Origin of the sequence: Mycobacterium sp. 852002-51971_SCH5477799-a (genome assembly GCF_001667145.1) — a bacterium.
Taxonomy (GTDB): Bacteria; Actinomycetota; Actinomycetes; order Mycobacteriales; family Mycobacteriaceae; genus Mycobacterium.
The window spans coordinates 1-18,539 of sequence record NZ_LZIF01000053.1 but is presented as its reverse complement, the minus strand read 5'-3'; the positions used below and the strand labels follow the sequence as shown (position 1 = coordinate 18,539).

Annotated in this window: 15 protein-coding genes, 2 tRNA genes and 1 pseudogene; 14 read left to right on the top strand and 4 right to left on the bottom strand. The window is 65.9% G+C overall.

Annotated elements, in window-relative coordinates; genetic code table 11:
- Window positions 1-15 precede the first annotated feature (15 nt).
- Window positions 16-2,595, bottom strand: a complete 2,580-nt coding sequence (pepN, locus tag A5753_RS06370; protein WP_067124578.1) for an aminopeptidase N — start codon at window positions 2,593-2,595, stop codon at window positions 16-18.
- A 91-nt stretch (window positions 2,596-2,686) separates the two neighbouring features.
- On the opposite strand from pepN, the gene A5753_RS06365 reads away from it, so the two are divergent.
- The 4 genes from A5753_RS06365 to A5753_RS23655 all read left to right on the top strand — a co-directional run bounded on the left by A5753_RS06365 (window position 2,687) and on the right by A5753_RS23655 (window position 5,148).
- Window positions 2,687-3,310, top strand: a complete 624-nt coding sequence (locus tag A5753_RS06365) for a DsbA family protein (RefSeq protein WP_067124575.1) — start codon at window positions 2,687-2,689, stop codon at window positions 3,308-3,310.
- A 69-nt stretch (window positions 3,311-3,379) separates the two neighbouring features.
- Complete coding sequence (locus A5753_RS06360; RefSeq protein WP_067124572.1) at window positions 3,380-3,859, top strand: ribose-5-phosphate isomerase; 480 nt, start codon at window positions 3,380-3,382, stop codon at window positions 3,857-3,859.
- 18 nt (window positions 3,860-3,877) lie between these two features.
- The gene (locus A5753_RS06355) at window positions 3,878-4,684 is read left to right on the top strand and encodes an Fpg/Nei family DNA glycosylase (RefSeq protein ID WP_067124569.1); all 807 of its coding nucleotides are present in this window, start codon (window positions 3,878-3,880) and stop codon (window positions 4,682-4,684) included.
- Window positions 4,685-4,812: 128 nt separating this feature from the next.
- Window positions 4,813-5,148 (top strand): hypothetical protein, encoded by a 336-nt coding sequence (locus A5753_RS23655; protein ID WP_156655970.1) that lies wholly within the window; start codon window positions 4,813-4,815, stop codon window positions 5,146-5,148.
- A 60-nt stretch (window positions 5,149-5,208) separates the two neighbouring features.
- Here the strand turns inward: A5753_RS23655 and A5753_RS06350 are convergent, their stop codons facing one another.
- Both A5753_RS06350 and A5753_RS06345 read right to left on the bottom strand, forming a co-directional pair.
- A complete protein-coding gene (locus A5753_RS06350) occupies window positions 5,209-6,399 on the bottom strand; it encodes a serine hydrolase domain-containing protein (protein WP_067124566.1) in 1,191 nt (396 codons plus the stop codon).
- A 32-nt stretch (window positions 6,400-6,431) separates the two neighbouring features.
- Window positions 6,432-6,502, bottom strand: a tRNA-Gly gene (locus tag A5753_RS06345).
- Between the two features lie 148 nt (window positions 6,503-6,650).
- On the opposite strand from A5753_RS06345, the gene A5753_RS06340 reads away from it, so the two are divergent.
- From A5753_RS06340 to clpP2, 4 genes are all read left to right on the top strand, one after another.
- Window positions 6,651-6,727 (top strand) — tRNA-Pro (locus tag A5753_RS06340).
- A 78-nt stretch (window positions 6,728-6,805) separates the two neighbouring features.
- Window positions 6,806-8,200 (top strand): trigger factor, encoded by a 1,395-nt coding sequence (gene tig, locus A5753_RS06335; protein WP_067124563.1) that lies wholly within the window; start codon window positions 6,806-6,808, stop codon window positions 8,198-8,200.
- Window positions 8,201-8,315: 115 nt separating this feature from the next.
- The gene (clpP1, locus tag A5753_RS06330; protein WP_067124560.1) at window positions 8,316-8,906 is read left to right on the top strand and encodes an ATP-dependent CLP protease proteolytic subunit ClpP1; all 591 of its coding nucleotides are present in this window, start codon (window positions 8,316-8,318) and stop codon (window positions 8,904-8,906) included.
- Entirely contained in the window at window positions 8,903-9,538 is a 636-nt protein-coding gene (clpP2, locus tag A5753_RS06325) for an ATP-dependent CLP protease proteolytic subunit ClpP2 (RefSeq protein WP_067124557.1), read from the top strand. The genes clpP1 and clpP2 overlap by 4 nt, the downstream gene beginning before the upstream one ends.
- Window positions 9,539-9,557: 19 nt before the next feature.
- Here the strand turns inward: clpP2 and mmuM are convergent, their stop codons facing one another.
- Window positions 9,558-10,442 (bottom strand): homocysteine S-methyltransferase, encoded by an 885-nt coding sequence (gene mmuM / locus A5753_RS06320; protein ID WP_067124683.1) that lies wholly within the window; start codon window positions 10,440-10,442, stop codon window positions 9,558-9,560.
- A gap of 368 nt (window positions 10,443-10,810) precedes the next feature.
- On the opposite strand from mmuM, the gene clpX reads away from it, so the two are divergent.
- From clpX to A5753_RS23650, 6 genes and pseudogenes are all read left to right on the top strand, one after another.
- On the top strand, window positions 10,811-12,091 hold the full coding sequence (gene clpX / locus A5753_RS06315; protein ID WP_067124554.1) for an ATP-dependent Clp protease ATP-binding subunit ClpX: 1,281 nt from the start codon (window positions 10,811-10,813) through the stop codon (window positions 12,089-12,091).
- Window positions 12,092-12,098: 7 nt separating this feature from the next.
- Window positions 12,099-13,382, top strand: a complete 1,284-nt coding sequence (locus A5753_RS06310; protein ID WP_067124549.1) for an MFS transporter — start codon at window positions 12,099-12,101, stop codon at window positions 13,380-13,382.
- 244 nt (window positions 13,383-13,626) lie between these two features.
- Window positions 13,627-15,579, top strand: a complete 1,953-nt coding sequence (locus A5753_RS06305; RefSeq protein WP_156655975.1) for a 2-oxoacid:acceptor oxidoreductase subunit alpha — start codon at window positions 13,627-13,629, stop codon at window positions 15,577-15,579.
- Between the two features lie 58 nt (window positions 15,580-15,637).
- Window positions 15,638-16,738 (top strand): 2-oxoacid:ferredoxin oxidoreductase subunit beta, encoded by a 1,101-nt coding sequence (locus A5753_RS06300; RefSeq protein ID WP_067124546.1) that lies wholly within the window; start codon window positions 15,638-15,640, stop codon window positions 16,736-16,738.
- A 1-nt stretch (window position 16,739) separates the two neighbouring features.
- On the top strand, window positions 16,740-17,357 hold the full coding sequence (gene mobA, locus A5753_RS06295) for a molybdenum cofactor guanylyltransferase (protein ID WP_197694605.1): 618 nt from the start codon (window positions 16,740-16,742) through the stop codon (window positions 17,355-17,357).
- A 978-nt stretch (window positions 17,358-18,335) separates the two neighbouring features.
- Window positions 18,336-18,539 (top strand): annotated as a pseudogene (locus A5753_RS23650) (resuscitation-promoting factor rpfE); the annotation flags it as partial.

The following is an 18,539-nucleotide window of genomic DNA, read 5'->3' as shown; positions in this document are numbered from 1 at the left end:
ACCGGACAGGAGAGCTCAGCCCTCGGCGGCGTCGAACCGGCGCGCTCGCAACGAACGCTTCACCCCCGCCTGGCCCTCGAGGACGAGGCGTCGCAACGCGGCCGGCACCTGCGGGTCGGACAGGAACTTGTCCGCGGCGGCGACGCCGTCGTCGCTGATGTCCCAGTGCGGGTACAGGCCGATCACGACGGTCTGGGCCACCTCGCTCGAGCGGCGTGCCCAGACCCCGGAGATCGCCTCGAAATAGCGTCCGGTGAACGGCTTGAGCAAGTCGGCCTGCCCGGGCGGGGCGATACCCGCGATGATCGATCGGGCGGTGATGTTCGCCAGGGTGTCGTCCTCGACCACCGTCGTCCAGGCCGCCTCCTTGACCGGCAACTGTGGTCGCGCCGTCGCGGCCTGGGCGCCGTGGCGCTTGCCGGCGGCGGTCGGGTCGCGCGCAATCTCGGCATCGATGAACGGTGTCGCGGGCCCGTCGGCGTCGACCTTGCCCGCGGTGGCCAGCGCCGTGACGATCCGCCACCGCAGGTCCGTGTCGACCTCGAGGCCGGCCAGTCCTGACTCGGCGGGGCCGCGGTCGAGCAGGTTCGCCAGTGTCGCAACATGACTGGCCGATAGCACCGATGAGCACAGCGTGTTGACGAAGGCGAGTTGATGATCGGAGCCGGGCTGCGCGCCACGCGCCAACTCCAAGAGCCGGTCGGCGAACTGCGGCCAGCCGTGCTCGCGCGCCCAGCCTTGCTCGGCGTATGACGTCAGGGCCGTCTGCGCCTGCAGCAGCAGCCGCTGTGCCACACCGACCTCGGACTCGGCGTGCACGCCGCCCATGACCAGGGCCACGAAGTCGCGGGCGCGCAGTTCGGCCTCGCGCGTCATCTCCCAGGCGGCCGACCAGACCAGCGACCGCGGCAGCGGCTCGGCGATGTCGGCGATGCGCTCCAGCGCGGTGTGCAGCGACTCGGCGTCCAGCCGCAGCGAGCAGTAGGTCAGGTCGTCGTCATTGACCAGCACCAGCCGGCCACGCGAAACACCAACCAGCGCAGGGACTTCCGTGACGGGACCCTCGACGTCGAGTTCCTCGCGGTGCACCCGCACCAGCTTGCCGGTCCCGTCGTCGTCGTAGATCCCGACCGCCAGCCGGTGCACGCGGGTCTCGCCGGCACCCGGAGCGGCACCGCTCTGGCTCACCGCGAACCGGGTGAACTCGCCGTTGTCGTCGACGTCGAACTCCGCCCGCAACGTGTTCAGTCCGGTCGTCTTCAGCCACTGCTGACCCCAGTCGGACAGGTCACGTCCCGACGCCCGCTCCAGGGCAGCGACCAGATCGTCGAACGTGGCGTTGCCGAACGCGTGGGCCCGGAAGTAATCACGCAGCCCGGCCAGGAAGTGCTCCAAGCCGACGTAGGCGACGAGCTGCTTGAGCACCGAAGCGCCTTTGGCATAGGTGATGCCGTCGAAGTTCACCTCGACCGCGGCCAGGTCGGGGATGTCCGCGGCGATCGGATGTGTCGAAGGCAACTGGTCTTGGCGGTACGCCCACGACTTCTCGACGGTCGCAAAAGTCGTCCACGCCTCGGTGAACTCGGTTGCCTCGCTTTGGCACAGCACCGATGAGAAGGTCGCGAACGACTCGTTCAGCCACAGGTCGTCCCACCACGTCATGGTGACCAAGTCCCCGAACCACATGTGCGCCATCTCGTGGAGCACGGTCTCGGCGCGCCGCTCGTAGGAGGCCCGGGTGACCTTGCTGCGAAAGACGTAGTCCTCGAGGAACGTCACCGCGCCCGCGTTTTCCATTGCGCCGGCGTTGAATTCGGGGACGAACAGCTGATCGTATTTCCCGAATGCGTAGGGCATGCCGAAGTTGTTGTGGTAGAAGCCAAATCCCTGCTTGGTCTGGGTGAAGAGCCGCTCGGCGTCCATGTGTTGGGCCAGTGAGGAGCGGCAGAAGATGCCCAGCGGGATCTCGCCGTGCTCGTCGGTGTAGGTGTCGTTCCACTCGGCGTATGGGCCTGCGATCAACGCGACCAGGTAGGTGCTCATCCGCGGCGTGGTGGCGAAGGTGTGCAGGCCGTCGATCACCGACACCGTCGCGCCATTGGAGATCACCTTCCAATGCGCGGGCGCGATCACTCGCATATCGAACGTCGCCTTCAGGTCCGGCTGGTCGAAGCACGCGAACATGCGCTTGGCATCGGCGGTTTCGAACTGTGAGTACAGATAGGTCTCGTTGTCCACCGGGTCGACGAATCGATGCAGCCCCTCTCCGGTGTTGGAGTAGTGGCAGTCCGCATCGACGACGACGACGTTGCGGTCGGCCAGCCCGCGCAAGGGAATGCCCGTCGACTCGTCGTAGCCGGAGACATCCAGATCGCGCCCGTTGAGCGTGGCGCTGCGGATGGTGTCGGCGGCGATGTCGATGACCGAGTCGGCGCCGGCAAGCGCGTCGAACACCACCGTGGTGACCGAGCGGAAGGTCCGTTCGCCGGGCGCGCCGGAGCCGTCGGTGAGATCGAGGTCGATCTGATAGCTGGCGACGGTGATGAGGGCGGCGCGCTCGACTGCTTGTTCGCGGGTGAGGTTGGGGAGAGCCACATGTCCAACTTACGGGTCGGGCAGATCGGGAACAGGACGTAGACGCCTACGGTTGTGCAGATCAGACTTTCAACCGACGAAAGGACCCGCCATGCCTGCGACCGCCGCCGCGAAGAACAAAGCCGATTTTTGGTTCGATCCGCTATGTCCGTGGGCGTGGATCACCTCGCGCTGGATCCTCGAGGTGGAGCAGGTTCGCGACATCGACGTCAACTTCCACGTGATGAGCTTGGCCGTGCTCAACGAAAACCGGGAGGGTCTGCCTGACGAATACCGCGACCGGTTGGCGAAGGCCTTCGGCCCGGTGCGGGTGGCGATCGCGGCCGAGCAGGCCCACGGTGCCGAGGTCCTCGCGCCGCTGTACACCGCGATGGGCACCCAAATTCACAACAAGGGCAACAAAGACTTGGATGACGTCATCAAGCAGTCGCTGGCGGAGGTGGGCTTGCCGGCCGAGTTGGCGGAGGCCGCGAACAGCGACGAGTACGACGAGGCGCTGCGCAAGAGCCACCACGCCGGCATGGATGCGGTGGGCGACGACGTCGGCACCCCGACCATTCACGTCAACGATGTGGCCTTCTTCGGGCCGGTGCTCTCCAAGATTCCGCGCGGTGAGGAAGCGGGCAAGCTGTGGGACGCCTCGGTGGCCTTCGCGTCGTATCCGCATTTCTTCGAGCTCAAGCGCAGCCGCGACGAGAAACCCGAATTCGACTAGACGGTAGGGCGGCGATCCTGCGCGATCGCCGCCACCGACTCGGCGGGTGGCTGTGTAAGTATTGCGGGCATGCGCGTCTACCTCGGTTCTGACCACGCCGGATTCGAGCTCAAGCAGCAGATCACCGACCACCTCAAAAAATCCGGGCACGAGCCGATCGATTGCGGCGCCTTCAGCTACGACGCCGACGACGACTACCCGGCCTTCTGTATCGCCGCCGCGACACGCACGGTGGCCGACCCGGACAGCCTGGGCATTGTGCTGGGCGGGTCGGGCAACGGCGAGCAGATCGCCGCCAACAAGGTCCCCGGCGCCCGTTGCGCGCTGGCCTGGAGCGTCGAAACGGCGACCCTGGCCCGGGAACACAACAACGCCCAACTGATCGGCATCGGCGGTCGCATGCACACCGTGGCCGAGGCGCTGGCCATCGTCGATGCGTTCTTGACCACACCGTGGTCGAAAGCCGAACGCCACCAACGGCGTATCGACATCCTCGCCGAATACGAACGCACCCACCAAGCTCCGCCGGTGCCCGGCGCGGTGGGTTGACGCCGGAAAGGTCTGCGCGTGCCCGAAGGGCATACCCTGCACCGGCTGGCCCGGCTGCACCAACGCCGTTACGCCGGCGCCCCCGTCGCGGTTTCCAGCCCACAGGGCCGCTTCGCTGACGCGGCCGCCATGGTCGACGGCCGCGTGCTGTGGCGCACCAGCGCGTGGGGCAAACACCTGTTCCACCACTACACCGGCGGCCCGATCGTGCACGTGCATCTCGGGCTCTACGGGGCTTTCACGGAATGGGAACGGCCCGGCGACGGGTTGTTGCCCGAGGCAGTCGGGCAGGTGCGGATGCGCATGATCGGCGCCGGCCACAGTACCGACTTGCGCGGCCCGACGGTGTGCGAAGTCATCGACGAAGGCCAGGTCAGCTCCGTGCTAGCCAGGCTTGGCCCCGACCCGCTGCGCAGCGACGCCGATCCATCCTGGGCGTGGAAGCGGATTGCCAAGTCCCGCAGGCCCATTGGCGCGCTGCTGATGGATCAGACGGTGATGGCCGGCGTGGGCAACGTCTATCGCAGCGAGTTACTGTTCCGTCACCAGATCGACCCGTTCCGGCCCGGCCGCGACGTCGGCGAGGACGAGTTCGACGCGGCCTGGACCGATCTGGTCGCGCTGATGAAGGTCGGACTGCGCCGGGGCAAGATCATCGTGGTGCGGCCCGAACACGACCACGGCGCGCCGTCGTATCGGCCCGATCGGCCCCGCACCTACGTCTATCGGCGCACCGGCGAACCCTGCCGCGTGTCGGGCGACCCGATCCGCACGACGGTGCTGGAGGGCCGAAACGTCTTCTGGTGCCCGACATGCCAACAGTGAGGGAACCGGACCGACCGGCAGGGCGCAAAGCGGATTGGCATGAAAGTCTCAGCTCGAAACACTGGCGCCGATTGTTTAGCCAAAGCATCGATGCGGGTAGACCTACCCGTGTGAAAACTCTTCCACGTTTGGCCGCTACGGCCGTCGCGATCGGCGGGCTGGGCTTGGCGGGCTTGGGCGTCGCAACTGAGGCGCAGGCTCACCCCGGACCCTTCCCGCAATGGTGTCCGGGTGAGTGGTGGGACCCGGGCTGGGGCAACAACTGGGACTGGAACAACTGCCACGACTGGCGCCACGAGGGCTGGGGACCGGGTAATCCCGATTGGGACCGCGACCACCCAGGCGGTCAGTGGGGCCCGGGCGGCCCCGGTCAGTGGGGCCCGGGTGGCCCCGGTCAGTGGGGCCCGGGTGGCCCCGGACAGTGGGGCCCGGGCGGGCCGCCGCCTCCCGGCTGGCACCCCTGATCCAAAAAACTCACGCAAACCAAACGCGCCCTGCCAGGCAGGGCGCGTTTGCGTTCAGTTCTAGATAACTCCGAGCGCGGAGTAGACCTCGTTGGACAAAACCAGGCTGCGGGGGTCGGCGTTGGCCTTGGTCGGGTCGAAGTGATTGGCCACATACGCGTAGCCGATGCGGTGCTCTAAGTCGACGAATCCGAACGAGCCGCCCAGTCCGCCGTGGCCGAAGATCCGGGGGTTGGGCCCGTTGACGCACCGCTGATTGAGCATGTAACCCAACCCCCAGCCGTGGTCGGCGACCCGCGGTCCCAGCACCAGATCGGTGTCCTGCCCGCCCCGGCACACCCGCACCAGATCCATGTGCTCGCGACTGAGCAGCTTCTCCTGCGCGAGCGCGTTGTAGAACGTCGCCAGTCCCAGCGCCGACACCTGCCCGTTAGTGCCCGGGAACTCGAGTTCACGCCACAGATTCAGATCGTGCGAGCCGAGTTCGTCATCGGGGGCGAACCCCATGGAGATGGACAGTCCCGCCTTGGGGTGCTCGGCCAGGCTGGTCGGGTAGTCGGGGGCCTTCGCGTCGGCCAGCAGATCGCGGGCGTGCGGTTTGTTGACCCGCTCGGCACAGCGGTGTTGCTCGCTCAACGGCAACCCGATATGGACGTCGGCGCCTAAGGGTTCGGCGATCTCGGTACGCAGGTATTGGCCGATGGTGCGGCCCGTGACTCGACGGAACACCTCGCCCGTGATGAAACCGAAGGTGGTCATGTGGTAGCCCTGCGCGGTGTCCGGCTTCCACCACGGCTCGGCGGCGGCCAGTTGTTCGCAGACGTAGTCCCAGTCGGCTACCTGTTCCCACCGCAGCCGGGTGCGCGGGCCGATCACCCCGGATCGGTGGCTCATCACCATCGCCAACGTGATGTCCTGTTTGCCCGCCTGGGCGAACTCGGGCCAGTAGTGCGCGACGGGAGCGTGCAGGTCCAGCTCCCCGCGGTCGGCGAGTTGGTGCACGCAGGTGGCCGAGAGGCCCTTGGTGCCCGACAGCACGGTGGTCAGGGTGTTCTGCTGCCAGGGCCGGGTACGGGCCGCGTCGGCCCAGCCACCCCACAGATCGACGACCAGAGTCCCGTCGACCCACACGGCGACGGCCGCGCCGACTTCATCGCCGTGGGTGAAATTGCGCTCGAACGCGTCGCGAACGCCGACGAACTCCGAGGCGCATGAGCCATGGATAGACGCGTCGGTCAACAGGTCGCTCATGGCGCCTTTCTATCGAGCAGATAGTTAGCCCGAGCGGGCGACGGGAATCGAACCCGCGTAGCTAGTTTGGAAGACTAGGGCTCTACCATTGAGCTACGCCCGCATGTATTCAGTCGAGCGTGACTGTAGCTGGCGACAAAGATCAAATCTAATCGACTCGGTTTTGTGATCGCTCCGTGAGGTCTGCGACGTCGCAGCGAAGCCCGTGGCCAACCCGGTGTTGAGGGGCCTTAGGATCATCGAGGTCAGCGCGGGGTGTAGCGCAGCTTGGTAGCGCATCCGCTTTGGGAGCGGAAGGCCGCAGGTTCAAATCCTGTCACCCCGACCAGCACGACCGGCCCGGTGCCCTGAGCAGGACTCACCGGCGGCAATGACGAGTAACGAACGAGCATTGAGGAGCACACCCGTGAAGAGCACCGTCGAGCAGTTGAGCCCCACCCGGGTGCGCATCAACGTGGAGGTTCCCTTCTCCGAACTCGAACCCGACTTCCAGCGCGCGTACAAGGAGCTGGCCCGGCAGGTGCGACTGCCTGGCTTCCGGCCGGGCAAGGCGCCGGCGAAGTTGCTGGAGGCGAGGTTCGGGCGCGAGGCGATGCTCGATCAGGTTGTCAATGAGGCGCTGCCCGCGCGGTACGGGCAGGCCGTCGCCGAGTCGGAGGTGCACCCGCTGGGCCAGCCCGAGATCGAGGTCACCAAAAAGGAGTACGGCGAGGAGCTAGCCTTCACAGCCGAGGTCGACGTGCGCCCCCAGCTCACCCTGCCGGACCCCGGCGAGCTCAAGGTCTCGGTGGACCCGATCGAGGTCAGCGACGACGACGTGGACGCCGAACTGCAGTCTCTGCGTGCCCGATTCGGCACGTTGACCGGTGTTGACCGACCCGTCGCCGACGGTGATTTCGTCTCGATCGACCTGTCGGCCACCATCGACGGCGAAGAGATCCCGGGCGCCGCCGCCGAAGGCCTGTCCCACGAGGTCGGCTCGGGCCGGCTCATCGCGGGCCTGGACGAGGCCCTGATCGGTTTGTCGGTCGACGAACCCAAGGAGTTCACCGCGCAGCTGGCGACCGGCGAGCACGCGGGCAAGGACGCGCAGGTGACCGTCACGGTCAAGTCGATCAAGGAACGTGAGCTGCCCGAGCCGGACGACGAGTTCGCGCAACTGGCGAGCGAGTTCGACACCATCGAGGAGCTGAAGGCCAACCTGCGCGAGCAGGTCGGTCGCACCAAGCGTGCTCAGCAGGCCGAAAACATTCGGGAGGCCGCCCTCGACGCACTGCTCGAGCAGGTCGACGTGCCGCTCCCGGAGGCGATCGTCAAGGCCCAGGTCGATAGCGCCCTGCACGATGCCCTGCACAGCCTTGACCACGACGAATCCAAGCTCGAAGAGGTGCTGGCCCAGCAGGGCAAGTCGCGTGAAGAATTCGAGACCGAGACGCGCACCGCCGCCGAGACGGACGTCAAACGCCAGCTGCTGCTGGACGCCCTGGCCGACGAGCTACAGGTCCAGGTTGGCCAGGACGACCTGACCGAGCGCCTGGTGGCTACCTCGCGGCAATACGGCATCGAGCCCCAGCAGCTGTTGGCCTACCTCCAGGAGAACAACCAGCTGCCGGCCATGTTCGCCGATGTGCGCCGGACGCTGGCCATCGCCGAGGTGATCCGGGCAGCGACCGTTACCGATACCGCCGGAAACGCCATCGACACCAGTGAGTTCTTCGGCAGGGGCTCGGAGGCCGACGAGGCCGAGGCGGTTGGCGAAGCTGAGGCCGATGAGCCCGAAGAGCCCGGCGCCGGGGAGTGACCGCGCCATGAAGCTGTGAGCGAACGTGGGGTGCGTGGCCGCGAAACAGCGGACTCGGTTGGCTAGTGTCGTGAATACAGATCTTGAGAAAGCAGGTAACCCAGTCGTGACTGACATGCGTTCGAACTCGCAGGGTCTCAACCTCACGGACTCGGTCTATGAGCGCTTGCTGTCCGAGCGCATCATCTTCCTGGGTTCAGAGGTGAGCGACGAAATCGCCAATCGGCTGTGCGCGCAGATTCTGCTGCTCGCCGCCGAGGACGCCACCAAGGACATTTCGCTGTACATCAATTCACCGGGCGGATCGATCAGCGCCGGTATGGCGATCTACGACACCATGGTGCTGGCGCCGTGTGACATCGCCACCTACGCGATGGGCATGGCCGCCTCGATGGGCGAGTTCTTGTTGGCCGCCGGCACCAAGGGCAAGCGGTACGCGTTGCCGCACGCCCGCATCCTGATGCACCAGCCGCTGGGCGGGGTGACCGGTAGCGCGGCCGACATCGCCATCCAGGCCGAGCAGTTCCACGTCATCAAAAAGGAGATGTTCCGGCTCAACGCCGAATTCACCGGGCAGTCGATCGAACGCATCGAGGCCGACTCCGACCGCGACCGCTGGTTCACCGCGCAGGAAGCCCTCGAATACGGCTTCGTCGACCACATCATCACCCGCGCCGCCCACATCACCAATGGAGAAGCCCGATGAACCCCGACACCCAACCCCAGGCGCGCTACATCCTGCCGTCGTTCATCGAGCACTCCAGCTTCGGGATCAAGGAGTCCAATCCCTACAACAAGCTGTTCGAGGAACGCATCATCTTCCTCGGTGTCCAGGTCGACGACGCCTCGGCGAACGACATCATGGCGCAGCTGCTGGTGCTCGAGTCGCTGGACCCGGACCGCGACATCACCATGTACATCAACTCGCCCGGTGGCGGGTTCACCTCGCTGATGGCGATCTACGACACCATGCAGTACGTCCGCGCCGACATCCAGACGGTCTGCCTCGGTCAGGCCGCCTCGGCCGCGGCGGTGCTGCTGGCCGCCGGGACGCCGGGCAAGCGCATGGCGCTGCCCAACGCTCGGGTGCTCATCCACCAGCCGTCGCTGCAGGGGGTGATCCAGGGGCAGTTCTCCGATCTGGAGATCCAGGCCGCCGAGATCGAGCGGATGCGCACGCTGATGGAGACCACGCTGGCCCGCCACACCGGCAAGGACGCCGCGACGGTCCGCAAGGACACCGACCGGGACAAGATCCTGACCGCCGAAGAGGCCAAGGATTACGGGATCATCGACACCGTGCTCGAGTACCGGAAGCTCTCGGCGCAGACCGCCTGACCGTTCGCCGAAAGTGCACTCACGGCGAATCTTCGCCCGATTTTTCGCCCTGACTGCACACTCGGCGAATCACGGCGATATCGCCGGGTCCTACCCGGCAGCATCCGCCGACGATGCGGGCGCCGGCCGCGATCCATTGCGCGGCCAGGTCCGCGCCGAACCGTGACGGGCCGATCCAGCTGTGCCGCAACGCGTCCCAGCGCTCGCCGCTGTTCGGGTAGACGATGACGGGTTTCCCGACGGCCGCTGCGGTCGAAATGGCAGGCAACACGTCGTCGGGCGCACAGCAGTTCACCCCGATCGCGACGACCTCATCGACGCCGGCCGCCACCGCGAATGCGTCGGCCAGCGGTTGCCCAGCCCGGGTCCGGTCGCCGTCGACGGTGTAGCTCAGCCAAGCCGGCCTCCCGACCGAGCGCACCAGCTCGACGAGGGCCTGCGCTTCGTCGGCGTCGGGCACGGTTTCGCACGCGAGCACGTCCGCGCCCGCGTCGGCAAGGATCTCCAACCGTGGCCGGTGCCATCGCGCCAGGGCCGCAACCGACAGGCCGTAACGTCCGCAATATTCCGACCCGTCCGCGCGCGCCGCGCCGTACGGGCCGATCGAGGCGGCCACCAGCAGGCCGTCGACGCCGGCTTCGTCTTTCGCCTGCTTGGTCAGCGCGACGCTGCGGCGCAGCAGCGCGGCGGTCTCCTGCCGATCGAACCCGTGGGCCCCGAATCCCTCGAACGACGCCTGGTAGCTGGCCGTCGTCGCGATCGCGGCCCCGGCGCGAAAGTAGGCGGCATGCACGGCGGCGATGTCCTGCGGGGCGTCCGCGAGCAGCCTTGCCGACCACAACGGGTCAGAAAGGTCATGGCCGCGCGCTTCGAGCTCGGTGGCCAGGCCGCCGTCGAGCAGCACGGATCCGCTGGGCCATTCGAAGCCCACAGCCAAACCCACGTCGCCACTGTAGGGTGATTTCTTGGGGGGCCGCCCAGGCCTCGCGTGAACATTTGGCGTCGGGTTGGCACCTCCACCGGAAGCAAGGCCGTAGGCCGGTCGGCCTCGGCCGTGTTACGACCGCGACACGCCAAAGACACGCAAAGCGCGTCTTTCGCGAGTTACGGGCACCGTCTGGCTATATGTTTCATCCATACGGACATACATGAATACCACCGACGCGATTCGGCCCTTATGGTCGCGTCGGGCTCGATCAAACGGGTAGCGTCGGTAAATACATCCGGGCACAGGCAAGACCAACGGCGAACAGGAAGTAGGCCCTCAGCACCATGGCGCGCATCGGAGACGGCGGTGACCTGCTGAAGTGCTCGTTCTGCGGGAAGAGCCAGAAGCAGGTCAAAAAGCTCATCGCTGGCCCCGGCGTGTACATCTGCGACGAATGCATCGATCTCTGCAACGAGATCATCGAAGAGGAGCTCGCCGACGCCGACGACGTGAAGCTTGATGAACTTCCCAAGCCGATCGAGATCCGGGAATTCCTCGAGGGATACGTCATCGGGCAGGACACCGCCAAGCGGACGCTGGCCGTGGCCGTCTACAACCACTACAAGCGGATTCAGGCCGGTGAAAAGGGCCGGGACTCGCGGCACGAGCCGGTGGAGCTGACCAAGTCCAACATCTTGATGCTCGGACCGACCGGTTGCGGCAAGACCTACCTGGCCCAAACGCTCGCCAAGATGCTCAACGTCCCGTTCGCCATCGCCGACGCCACCGCCCTGACCGAAGCGGGCTACGTCGGTGAGGATGTCGAGAACATCTTGCTCAAGCTGATCCAGGCCGCCGACTATGACGTCAAGCGCGCCGAGACCGGCATCATCTACATCGACGAGGTCGACAAGATCGCCCGCAAGAGCGAGAACCCGTCGATCACCCGCGACGTCTCCGGAGAAGGCGTCCAGCAGGCCCTGCTGAAGATCCTGGAAGGCACCCAGGCCTCGGTTCCCCCGCAGGGTGGTCGCAAGCACCCACACCAAGAGTTCATCCAGATCGACACGACGAACGTGCTGTTCATCGTCGCCGGGGCCTTCGCGGGACTGGAGAAGATCATCTACGAGCGCGTCGGCAAGCGCGGCCTGGGCTTCGGCGCCGAGGTGCGCTCCAAGGCCGAGATCGACACCACCGATCACTTCGCCGACGTGATGCCCGAAGACCTGATCAAGTTCGGTCTGATCCCCGAGTTCATCGGCCGGCTGCCGGTGGTCGCATCGGTCACCAACCTGGACCGCGAGTCGTTGGTCAAGATCCTGTCCGAGCCGAAGAACGCGTTGGTCAAGCAGTACACCCGGCTCTTCGAGATGGACAATGTCGAGCTCGAGTTCACCGACGACGCGCTGGAGGCCATCGCCGACCAGGCCATCCACCGCGGCACCGGGGCCCGCGGCCTGCGCGCAATCATGGAAGAGGTCTTGCTGCCGGTGATGTACGACATCCCGAGCCGCGACGACGTCGCCAAGGTTGTGGTGACCAAGGAGACCGTCCAGGACAACGTGTTGCCGACGATCGTGCCGCGCAAGCCGTCCCGTTCGGAACGTCGGGACAAGAGCGCCTAACTAGACCCTGAAGCGCACCGTAAGTCCGAGCGACGCCGTGCCCAGGCGTCTTGCGCACGGGCTGGACCTGCTGAATTTTCTGGTGGCCGACGTCCGCGACGGCTTGGGCCCGTACCTGTCGATCTATTTGCTGCTGACCCATCATTGGGATCAGCAGTCCATCGGCTTCGTCATGGCGGTCGGCGGCATCGGGGCGATCGTCGCGCAAGGTCCGGCCGGTGCCTTGGTGGACAGGAGCACCGCCAAGCGGGCGCTGATCATCGGCGGGGCGCTGACGATCACCGCGGCGTCGTTGGCGATGCCCTTGTTTCCCGGGTTCTATTCGATCTCGGTACTGCAGGCACTCACCGGGATCGCCGGGTCGGTTTTCGCTCCCGCACTGGCCGCCATCACCCTGGGGCTGGTCGGCTCCCGTCGATTCTCCCGGCGGATCGGACGCAACGAGTCGTTCAACCACGCCGGGAACGCCTGCGCCGCAGCGATCACCGGCGGCCTGGCCTATGTTTTCGGCCCGGTCGTGGTGTTTTGGGTGCTGGCCACCATGGCGGCCGCCAGCATTGTTGCGGCACTGTGGATTCCGGGGGAGGCGATCGATCACGACGTAGCCCGCGGGATGGACCATGTTGCCGGGGAGCCGCACCAAACTCCGTCCCGGCTCACCGAGTTGCTGGGCAATCGGCGGCTGATGATCTTCGCCGTGACGGTCGTCGCGTTCCACTTCGCCAATGCGGCCATGTTGCCGCTGGTCGGTCAGCGCCTGGCGCTGCACAACAAAGACGTCGGAACCGCCCTGATGGCTGGCTGCATCGTGGCGGCGCAGGTCGTCATGGTGCCGGTGGCCTACCTGGCGGGAGCCAAAGCCGATTCGTGGGGACGAAAGCCGATCTTTCTGGCCGGATTCGCGGTCCTGGCCGCGCGTGGATTCCTCTACACGTGCTCGGACAACTCCTACTGGCTGGTGAGCGTACAACTGCTCGACGGCGTCGGAGCCGGCGTGTTCGGCGCTCTGTTTCCCCTGGTTGTGCAGGATGTGACGCACGGAAGCGGTCGGTTCAACATCAGCTTGGGGGCGATAACCGCCGCGACCGGCACCGGCGCCGCGGTATCGAACCTGGTGGCGGGCTCGATCGTGGTCGCGGCCGGCTACAACGCCGCGTTCGTCTTCCTGGGTGCCCTCGCGGCGGCTGGCTTCGTGCTGTATCTGGTCGCGATGCCGGAAACGGCGGCGACAAAATCCGGCGCCGGACTCGCGGCAGCCGGAGGCCGGCACGGTATGGGCGACAGTAGTTAACGCGCAAGACGTGACCAACAACACAGTTTGGTTCGTACTCGTCAGTAGCTCCGGCTGACTTCGGGTTTTGCCGACAAAATGGCGCCGTGACATGCATAAGGGACGGCCATACAACCCTCAAGAAAATGCCATAATTGATACCGGCAGTGACATAAAGCGCTAGTGGGCTGATGCCGCTTCGAAGGCGCGTAACCTGGAACGTCGGCGGAGTGTCTGTCCGATGAGCAAAGTGGAGGGCAAAGACGTGGATCCGAACGGCAGCGGAGCCGCATCAGACTCACATGGGGCTTCTCCCAACGGATCTGCCCGTCAGCGCCTCGAACAAGTCGTCATTCGCTTCGCCGGGGACTCCGGCGACGGCATGCAGCTCACCGGAGACCGGTTCACATCCGAGGCAGCGCTTTTCGGCAACGACCTGGCGACCCAGCCCAACTACCCCGCCGAGATCCGTGCCCCTGCAGGCACGCTGCCTGGCGTCTCGTCCTTCCAGATTCAGATCGCCGATTATGACATCCTGACCGCCGGCGACCGGCCCGACGTTCTCGTCGCGATGAATCCCGCTGCGCTCAAAGCCAATATCGGTGACCTGCCCCGCGGTGGAATGGTGATCGCGAACTCCGACGAATTCACCAAGCGCAACCTGACCAAGGTGGGCTACATAACCAACCCGCTCGAGACCGACGAGTTGTCGGACTACGTGGTGCATTCCGTCGCGATGACCACGCTGACGCTCGGGGCCGTCGAGACGATCAGCGCCACCAAGAAGGACGGCCAGCGCGCCAAGAACATGTTCGCGCTGGGTCTCTTGTCGTGGATGTACGGACGGCCCATCGAAACCAGCGAAAAGTTCATTCGAGAGAAGTTCGCCCGCAAACCCGACGTCGCCGAGACCAACGTGCTGGCGCTGAAGGCGGGCTGGAACTACGGCGAAACCACCGAGGCTTTCGGCACTACCTATGAGGTGTCCCGCGCGACCCTGCCGTCGGGCGAATATCGCCAGATCTCGGGCAACACCGCGCTGGCGTACGGCATCGTGGCGGCCGGCCAGCTGGCAGACATCCCGGTCATGCTCGGCAGCTACCCGATCACGCCGGCGTCCGACATCCTGCACGAGCTGTCCAAGCACAAGAACTTCAACGTCATCACCTTCCAGGCCGAGGACGAGATCGGTGGAATCTGCGCGGCGATCGGCGCCTCGTACGGCGGTGCGCTGGGCGTGACCACCACCTCCGGCCCGGGCATCTCGCTGAAGTCCGAAGCCCTTGGGCTGGCCGTGATGACCGAGTTGCCGTTGCTGGTCGTCGACGTGCAGCGCGGCGGCCCCTCGACCGGGTTGCCCACCAAGACCGAACAGGCCGACCTGTTGCAGGCGCTGTTCGGCCGCAACGGCGAGTCACCCGTTGCGGTGCTGGCCCCCCGCTCACCCTCGGATTGCTTCGAGACCGCACTCGAGGCGGCGCGCATCGCGGTGTCCTACCACACCCCGGTGATCGTGTTGTCCGACGGCGCGATCGCCAATGGGTCGGAGCCGTGGCGCATTCCGGATGTCAGCACGCTGCCGAGCATCACGCACACCTTCGCCAAGCCCGACGAGCCGTTCCAGCCTTACGCGCGTGACCCGGAGACGCTGGCCCGGCAGTTCGCCGTTCCCGGCACGCCCGGGCTCGAGCACCGTATCGGCGGCCTGGAAGCGGCGAACGGCTCGGGCAACATCTCTTACGAGCCGGTCAACCACGATCTCATGGTGCGGTTGCGGCAAGCCAAGATCGACGGGATCTCCGTCCCCGATCTGGAAGTTGACGATCCGACCGGCGACGCCGAGCTCCTACTGATCGGCTGGGGCAGCTCCTACGGTCCGATCGGCGAAGCCTGCCGGCGCGCGCGGCGTAAGGGCATCAAGGTGGCGCACGCCCACTTGCGTTACCTCAACCCCTTCCCGGCCAACCTGGGTGAGGTGCTGCGGCGCTACCCGCAGGTGGTCGCGCCGGAAATGAACCTGGGTCAGCTGGCGTTCCTGCTGCGGGGCAAGTACCTGGTGGACGTGCAATCGGTCAGCAAAGTGCAGGGAGTCGCCTTCCTGGCCGACGAGATCGGCCGCGTCATCCGTGCCGCGCTGGGCGGGACGCTGGCCGAAGTCGAGAACGACAAGACCATGGTCGCCAGGATGGCGGCAGCAACGGTTGGAGCCGGCGCATGAGCTCAATGGCCTTGGCGGGCAACAACGTAGAGCGAAGCGATGAGGAGGGGCGACGCTCGTGACTAACGTGATCGGCAACTTGGCGGGCAAAGACCTCGGTGTGATCCCGAAGTTGACCAAAAACGACGGGGTCCCCACGTTGGCTGCTGAGGACCAGCCGCAGAAGTCCAAGGACTTCACCAGTGACCAGGAGGTCCGTTGGTGCCCGGGCTGCGGGGACTACGTCATCCTCAACACCATCCGCAACTTCTTGCCCGACCTCGGGCTGCGCCGCGAGAACATCGTGTTCATCAGCGGCATCGGCTGCTCGAGCCGCTTCCCGTATTACCTCGAGACCTACGGTTTCCACTCGATCCACGGCCGCGCGCCGGCCATCGCCACCGGTTTGGCGCTGGCCCGCGAGGACCTCTCGGTGTGGGTGGTCACCGGTGACGGCGACGCCTTGTCGATCGGGGGTAACCACCTGATCCACGCGCTGCGCCGCAACGTCAACATCACCATCCTGCTGTTCAACAACCGGATCTACGGCCTGACCAAGGGTCAGTACTCGCCGACCTCGGAGGTCGGCAAGATCACCAAGTCGACCCCGATGGGATCGCTGGATCATCCGTTCAACCCGGTGTCGTTGGCCCTGGGCGCCGAGGCGACCTTCGTCGGCCGCGCGCTGGACTCCGACCGCAACGGACTGACCGAGGTGCTGCGCGCCGCCGCGGGGCACCGGGGTGCCGCCGTGGTCGAGATCCTGCAGGACTGCCCAATCTTCAACGACGGCTCGTTCGACGCACTACGCAAGGAAGGCGCCGAGGAGCGGGTCATCAACGTCCGCCAAGGCGAGCCAATCGTGTTCGGCGCCAACGGCGAATACTGCGTCGTGAAGTCGGGCTTCGGTCTGGAGGTGGCCAAGACGGCCGACGTGTCGGTCGACGAGATCGTGGTGCACGACGCGCACAGCGACAACTCGGCCTACGCCTTCGCCCTGTCGCGGTTGTCGGACCAGAACCTCGAACACACCGTGCTGGGCATCTTCCGCAACATCAGCCGGCCCACCTACGACGACGCGGCGCGCTCGCAGGTCCAGGCGGCCCAGTCGGCGAAGCCGTCCGACTCCGCGGCGCTGCAATCGCTGTTGCGCGGACGCGACACCTGGACCGTCGACTGACGTGGGCGACCAGGTACTCGGCACAGCGGAACGGGCCGTGTCGCTAGCAGGGGTAGTGCTGGCCGGCGGTGAATCGCGGCGCATGGGCCGCGACAAGGCAACCTTGCCCGGCCCTGGGGGTGCCGCCACGCTCCTCGAATACGTCGCCGGGGTGCTCGCGCAGCGTTGCGAGCCGGTTTTCGTGGTGGCCGCGCCGGGGCAGCCGTTGCCGGCCGTGCAGGCGAAAGTCATTCGCGACGAAGTGCGCGGCCAGGGGCCGCTGCCGGCGACCGGACGGGGGCTGCGGGCGGCCGCGGAGGCGGGCGCCCGGCACGCCTTCGTCTGCGCGGTCGACATGCCGCTTCTGTCGGCGGAATTGATCGACGACCTGGTGCGTCTGGCCACGGAGACCAACGCCGAGATCGTGCTGCCGTGGGATGGTCGCAGCCACTACCTGGCCGCGGTGTACCGCACCGATCTGGCCGAGCGGATCGACGGCCTGGTGGCCGGCGGTGCCCGCTCGATGCGCGCCTTGATCGATGCCTCGGATGCGCAGCAGATCGTGTTGCCGGAATCGCGCTTTCTGGCCAACGTCAATACGGAGAGCGACCTGCTCGCCCTGGCGCAGTCGCGGAGCTGAAGGGCTCTTCACGTAGCCCTAATTCCACTATGGCGAGGTGGCCTCGAGCTAGGCTAACCCCCGCCAGTGGCTAGCCGTGATCTGTTGCGGCGGTGGTGATTTGAAGCGCTCACCAGATCATCATCGATCTGGCGCTTGCCTTGCAGTCCAACTCCGCCGAAGATTGCCGGCATTTTTAGCAAAATCTGGTTGCGGTGAGCGCGTTCGTCCACGCGGCTAACGGTCACACGGAGTTTGGCGCTGCCGCGCCGGCCCGTGAAGGAAGCCGACTCGGTCAATGTGGTTGAAACATCTTGCAGGAGCGCATGGTTGACTGAAAAATGTTGATGGTCAACACATTACACGCGCCGTATTCCGGCCCGTCCACTGGGATATGTGTCGAATCCCGCTGGCGCACAAATTAAGTCGATGCCCCTCGATCTTCTTGTGCGCGGCCTTCGCTTGGAAGTCTTTAGGTGAGCAGAACTTGCGATATCCTGCGCAACCTCTCTGGCTTCGGATCCGTTGAAACGCTGGCGAATCGGCTCGCACTGCTGCAAATAAACGTGCGCCAGCTCACAAAATGCAGGTGATTCGGCTCACCATTTGTTTGGCTGATCCGGTCGCGCGTTGATTCGGAAAACGCTGCAATGACCTGCCTAAATGGTGTCGGTGCCGCGGCGTGATCGACCCGTTACCGAAACGAGATATCCGTTTCGTCAAGATGACGAACGCGCCGAGGTTCTCTACGGTCCGTGTTAGCCCACAACGGGTTACGGAAGAGTAATCAGATAATTGAATCCACGGACCCGCGTGTGAGCGGCGCCACGGACGGCGAGAGCCCGACCGTGGCCGGTGGGTAACACCCGCCGGGCAGACTTGGCCCGCCGCTGCCGTGCCTGACCCAGACGGCACGTTTCAAAGCAGGCAATAACCAGACAGCTTCAGCCCACATCCGTGGGCTTGCTTTGGCGCGCGCGCACCGCGAAAGGAAGATTCTTGAAGAACGTCCGAAAGACGCTCATTCTTGCCGCGGTCACGGGCACGCTCGTGACCATCCCGTCGGCCACCGCTCACGCGGACGAGGTGCCGGCGGGCTTCGACCCGAACGCGCCGGCCGCCGGCCCCGCCCCGGACGCCCCACTGCCGCCGGCTCCGGACGCTCCGCCGAACCCGGACGCTCCGCTGCCCCCGGCTCCGGAC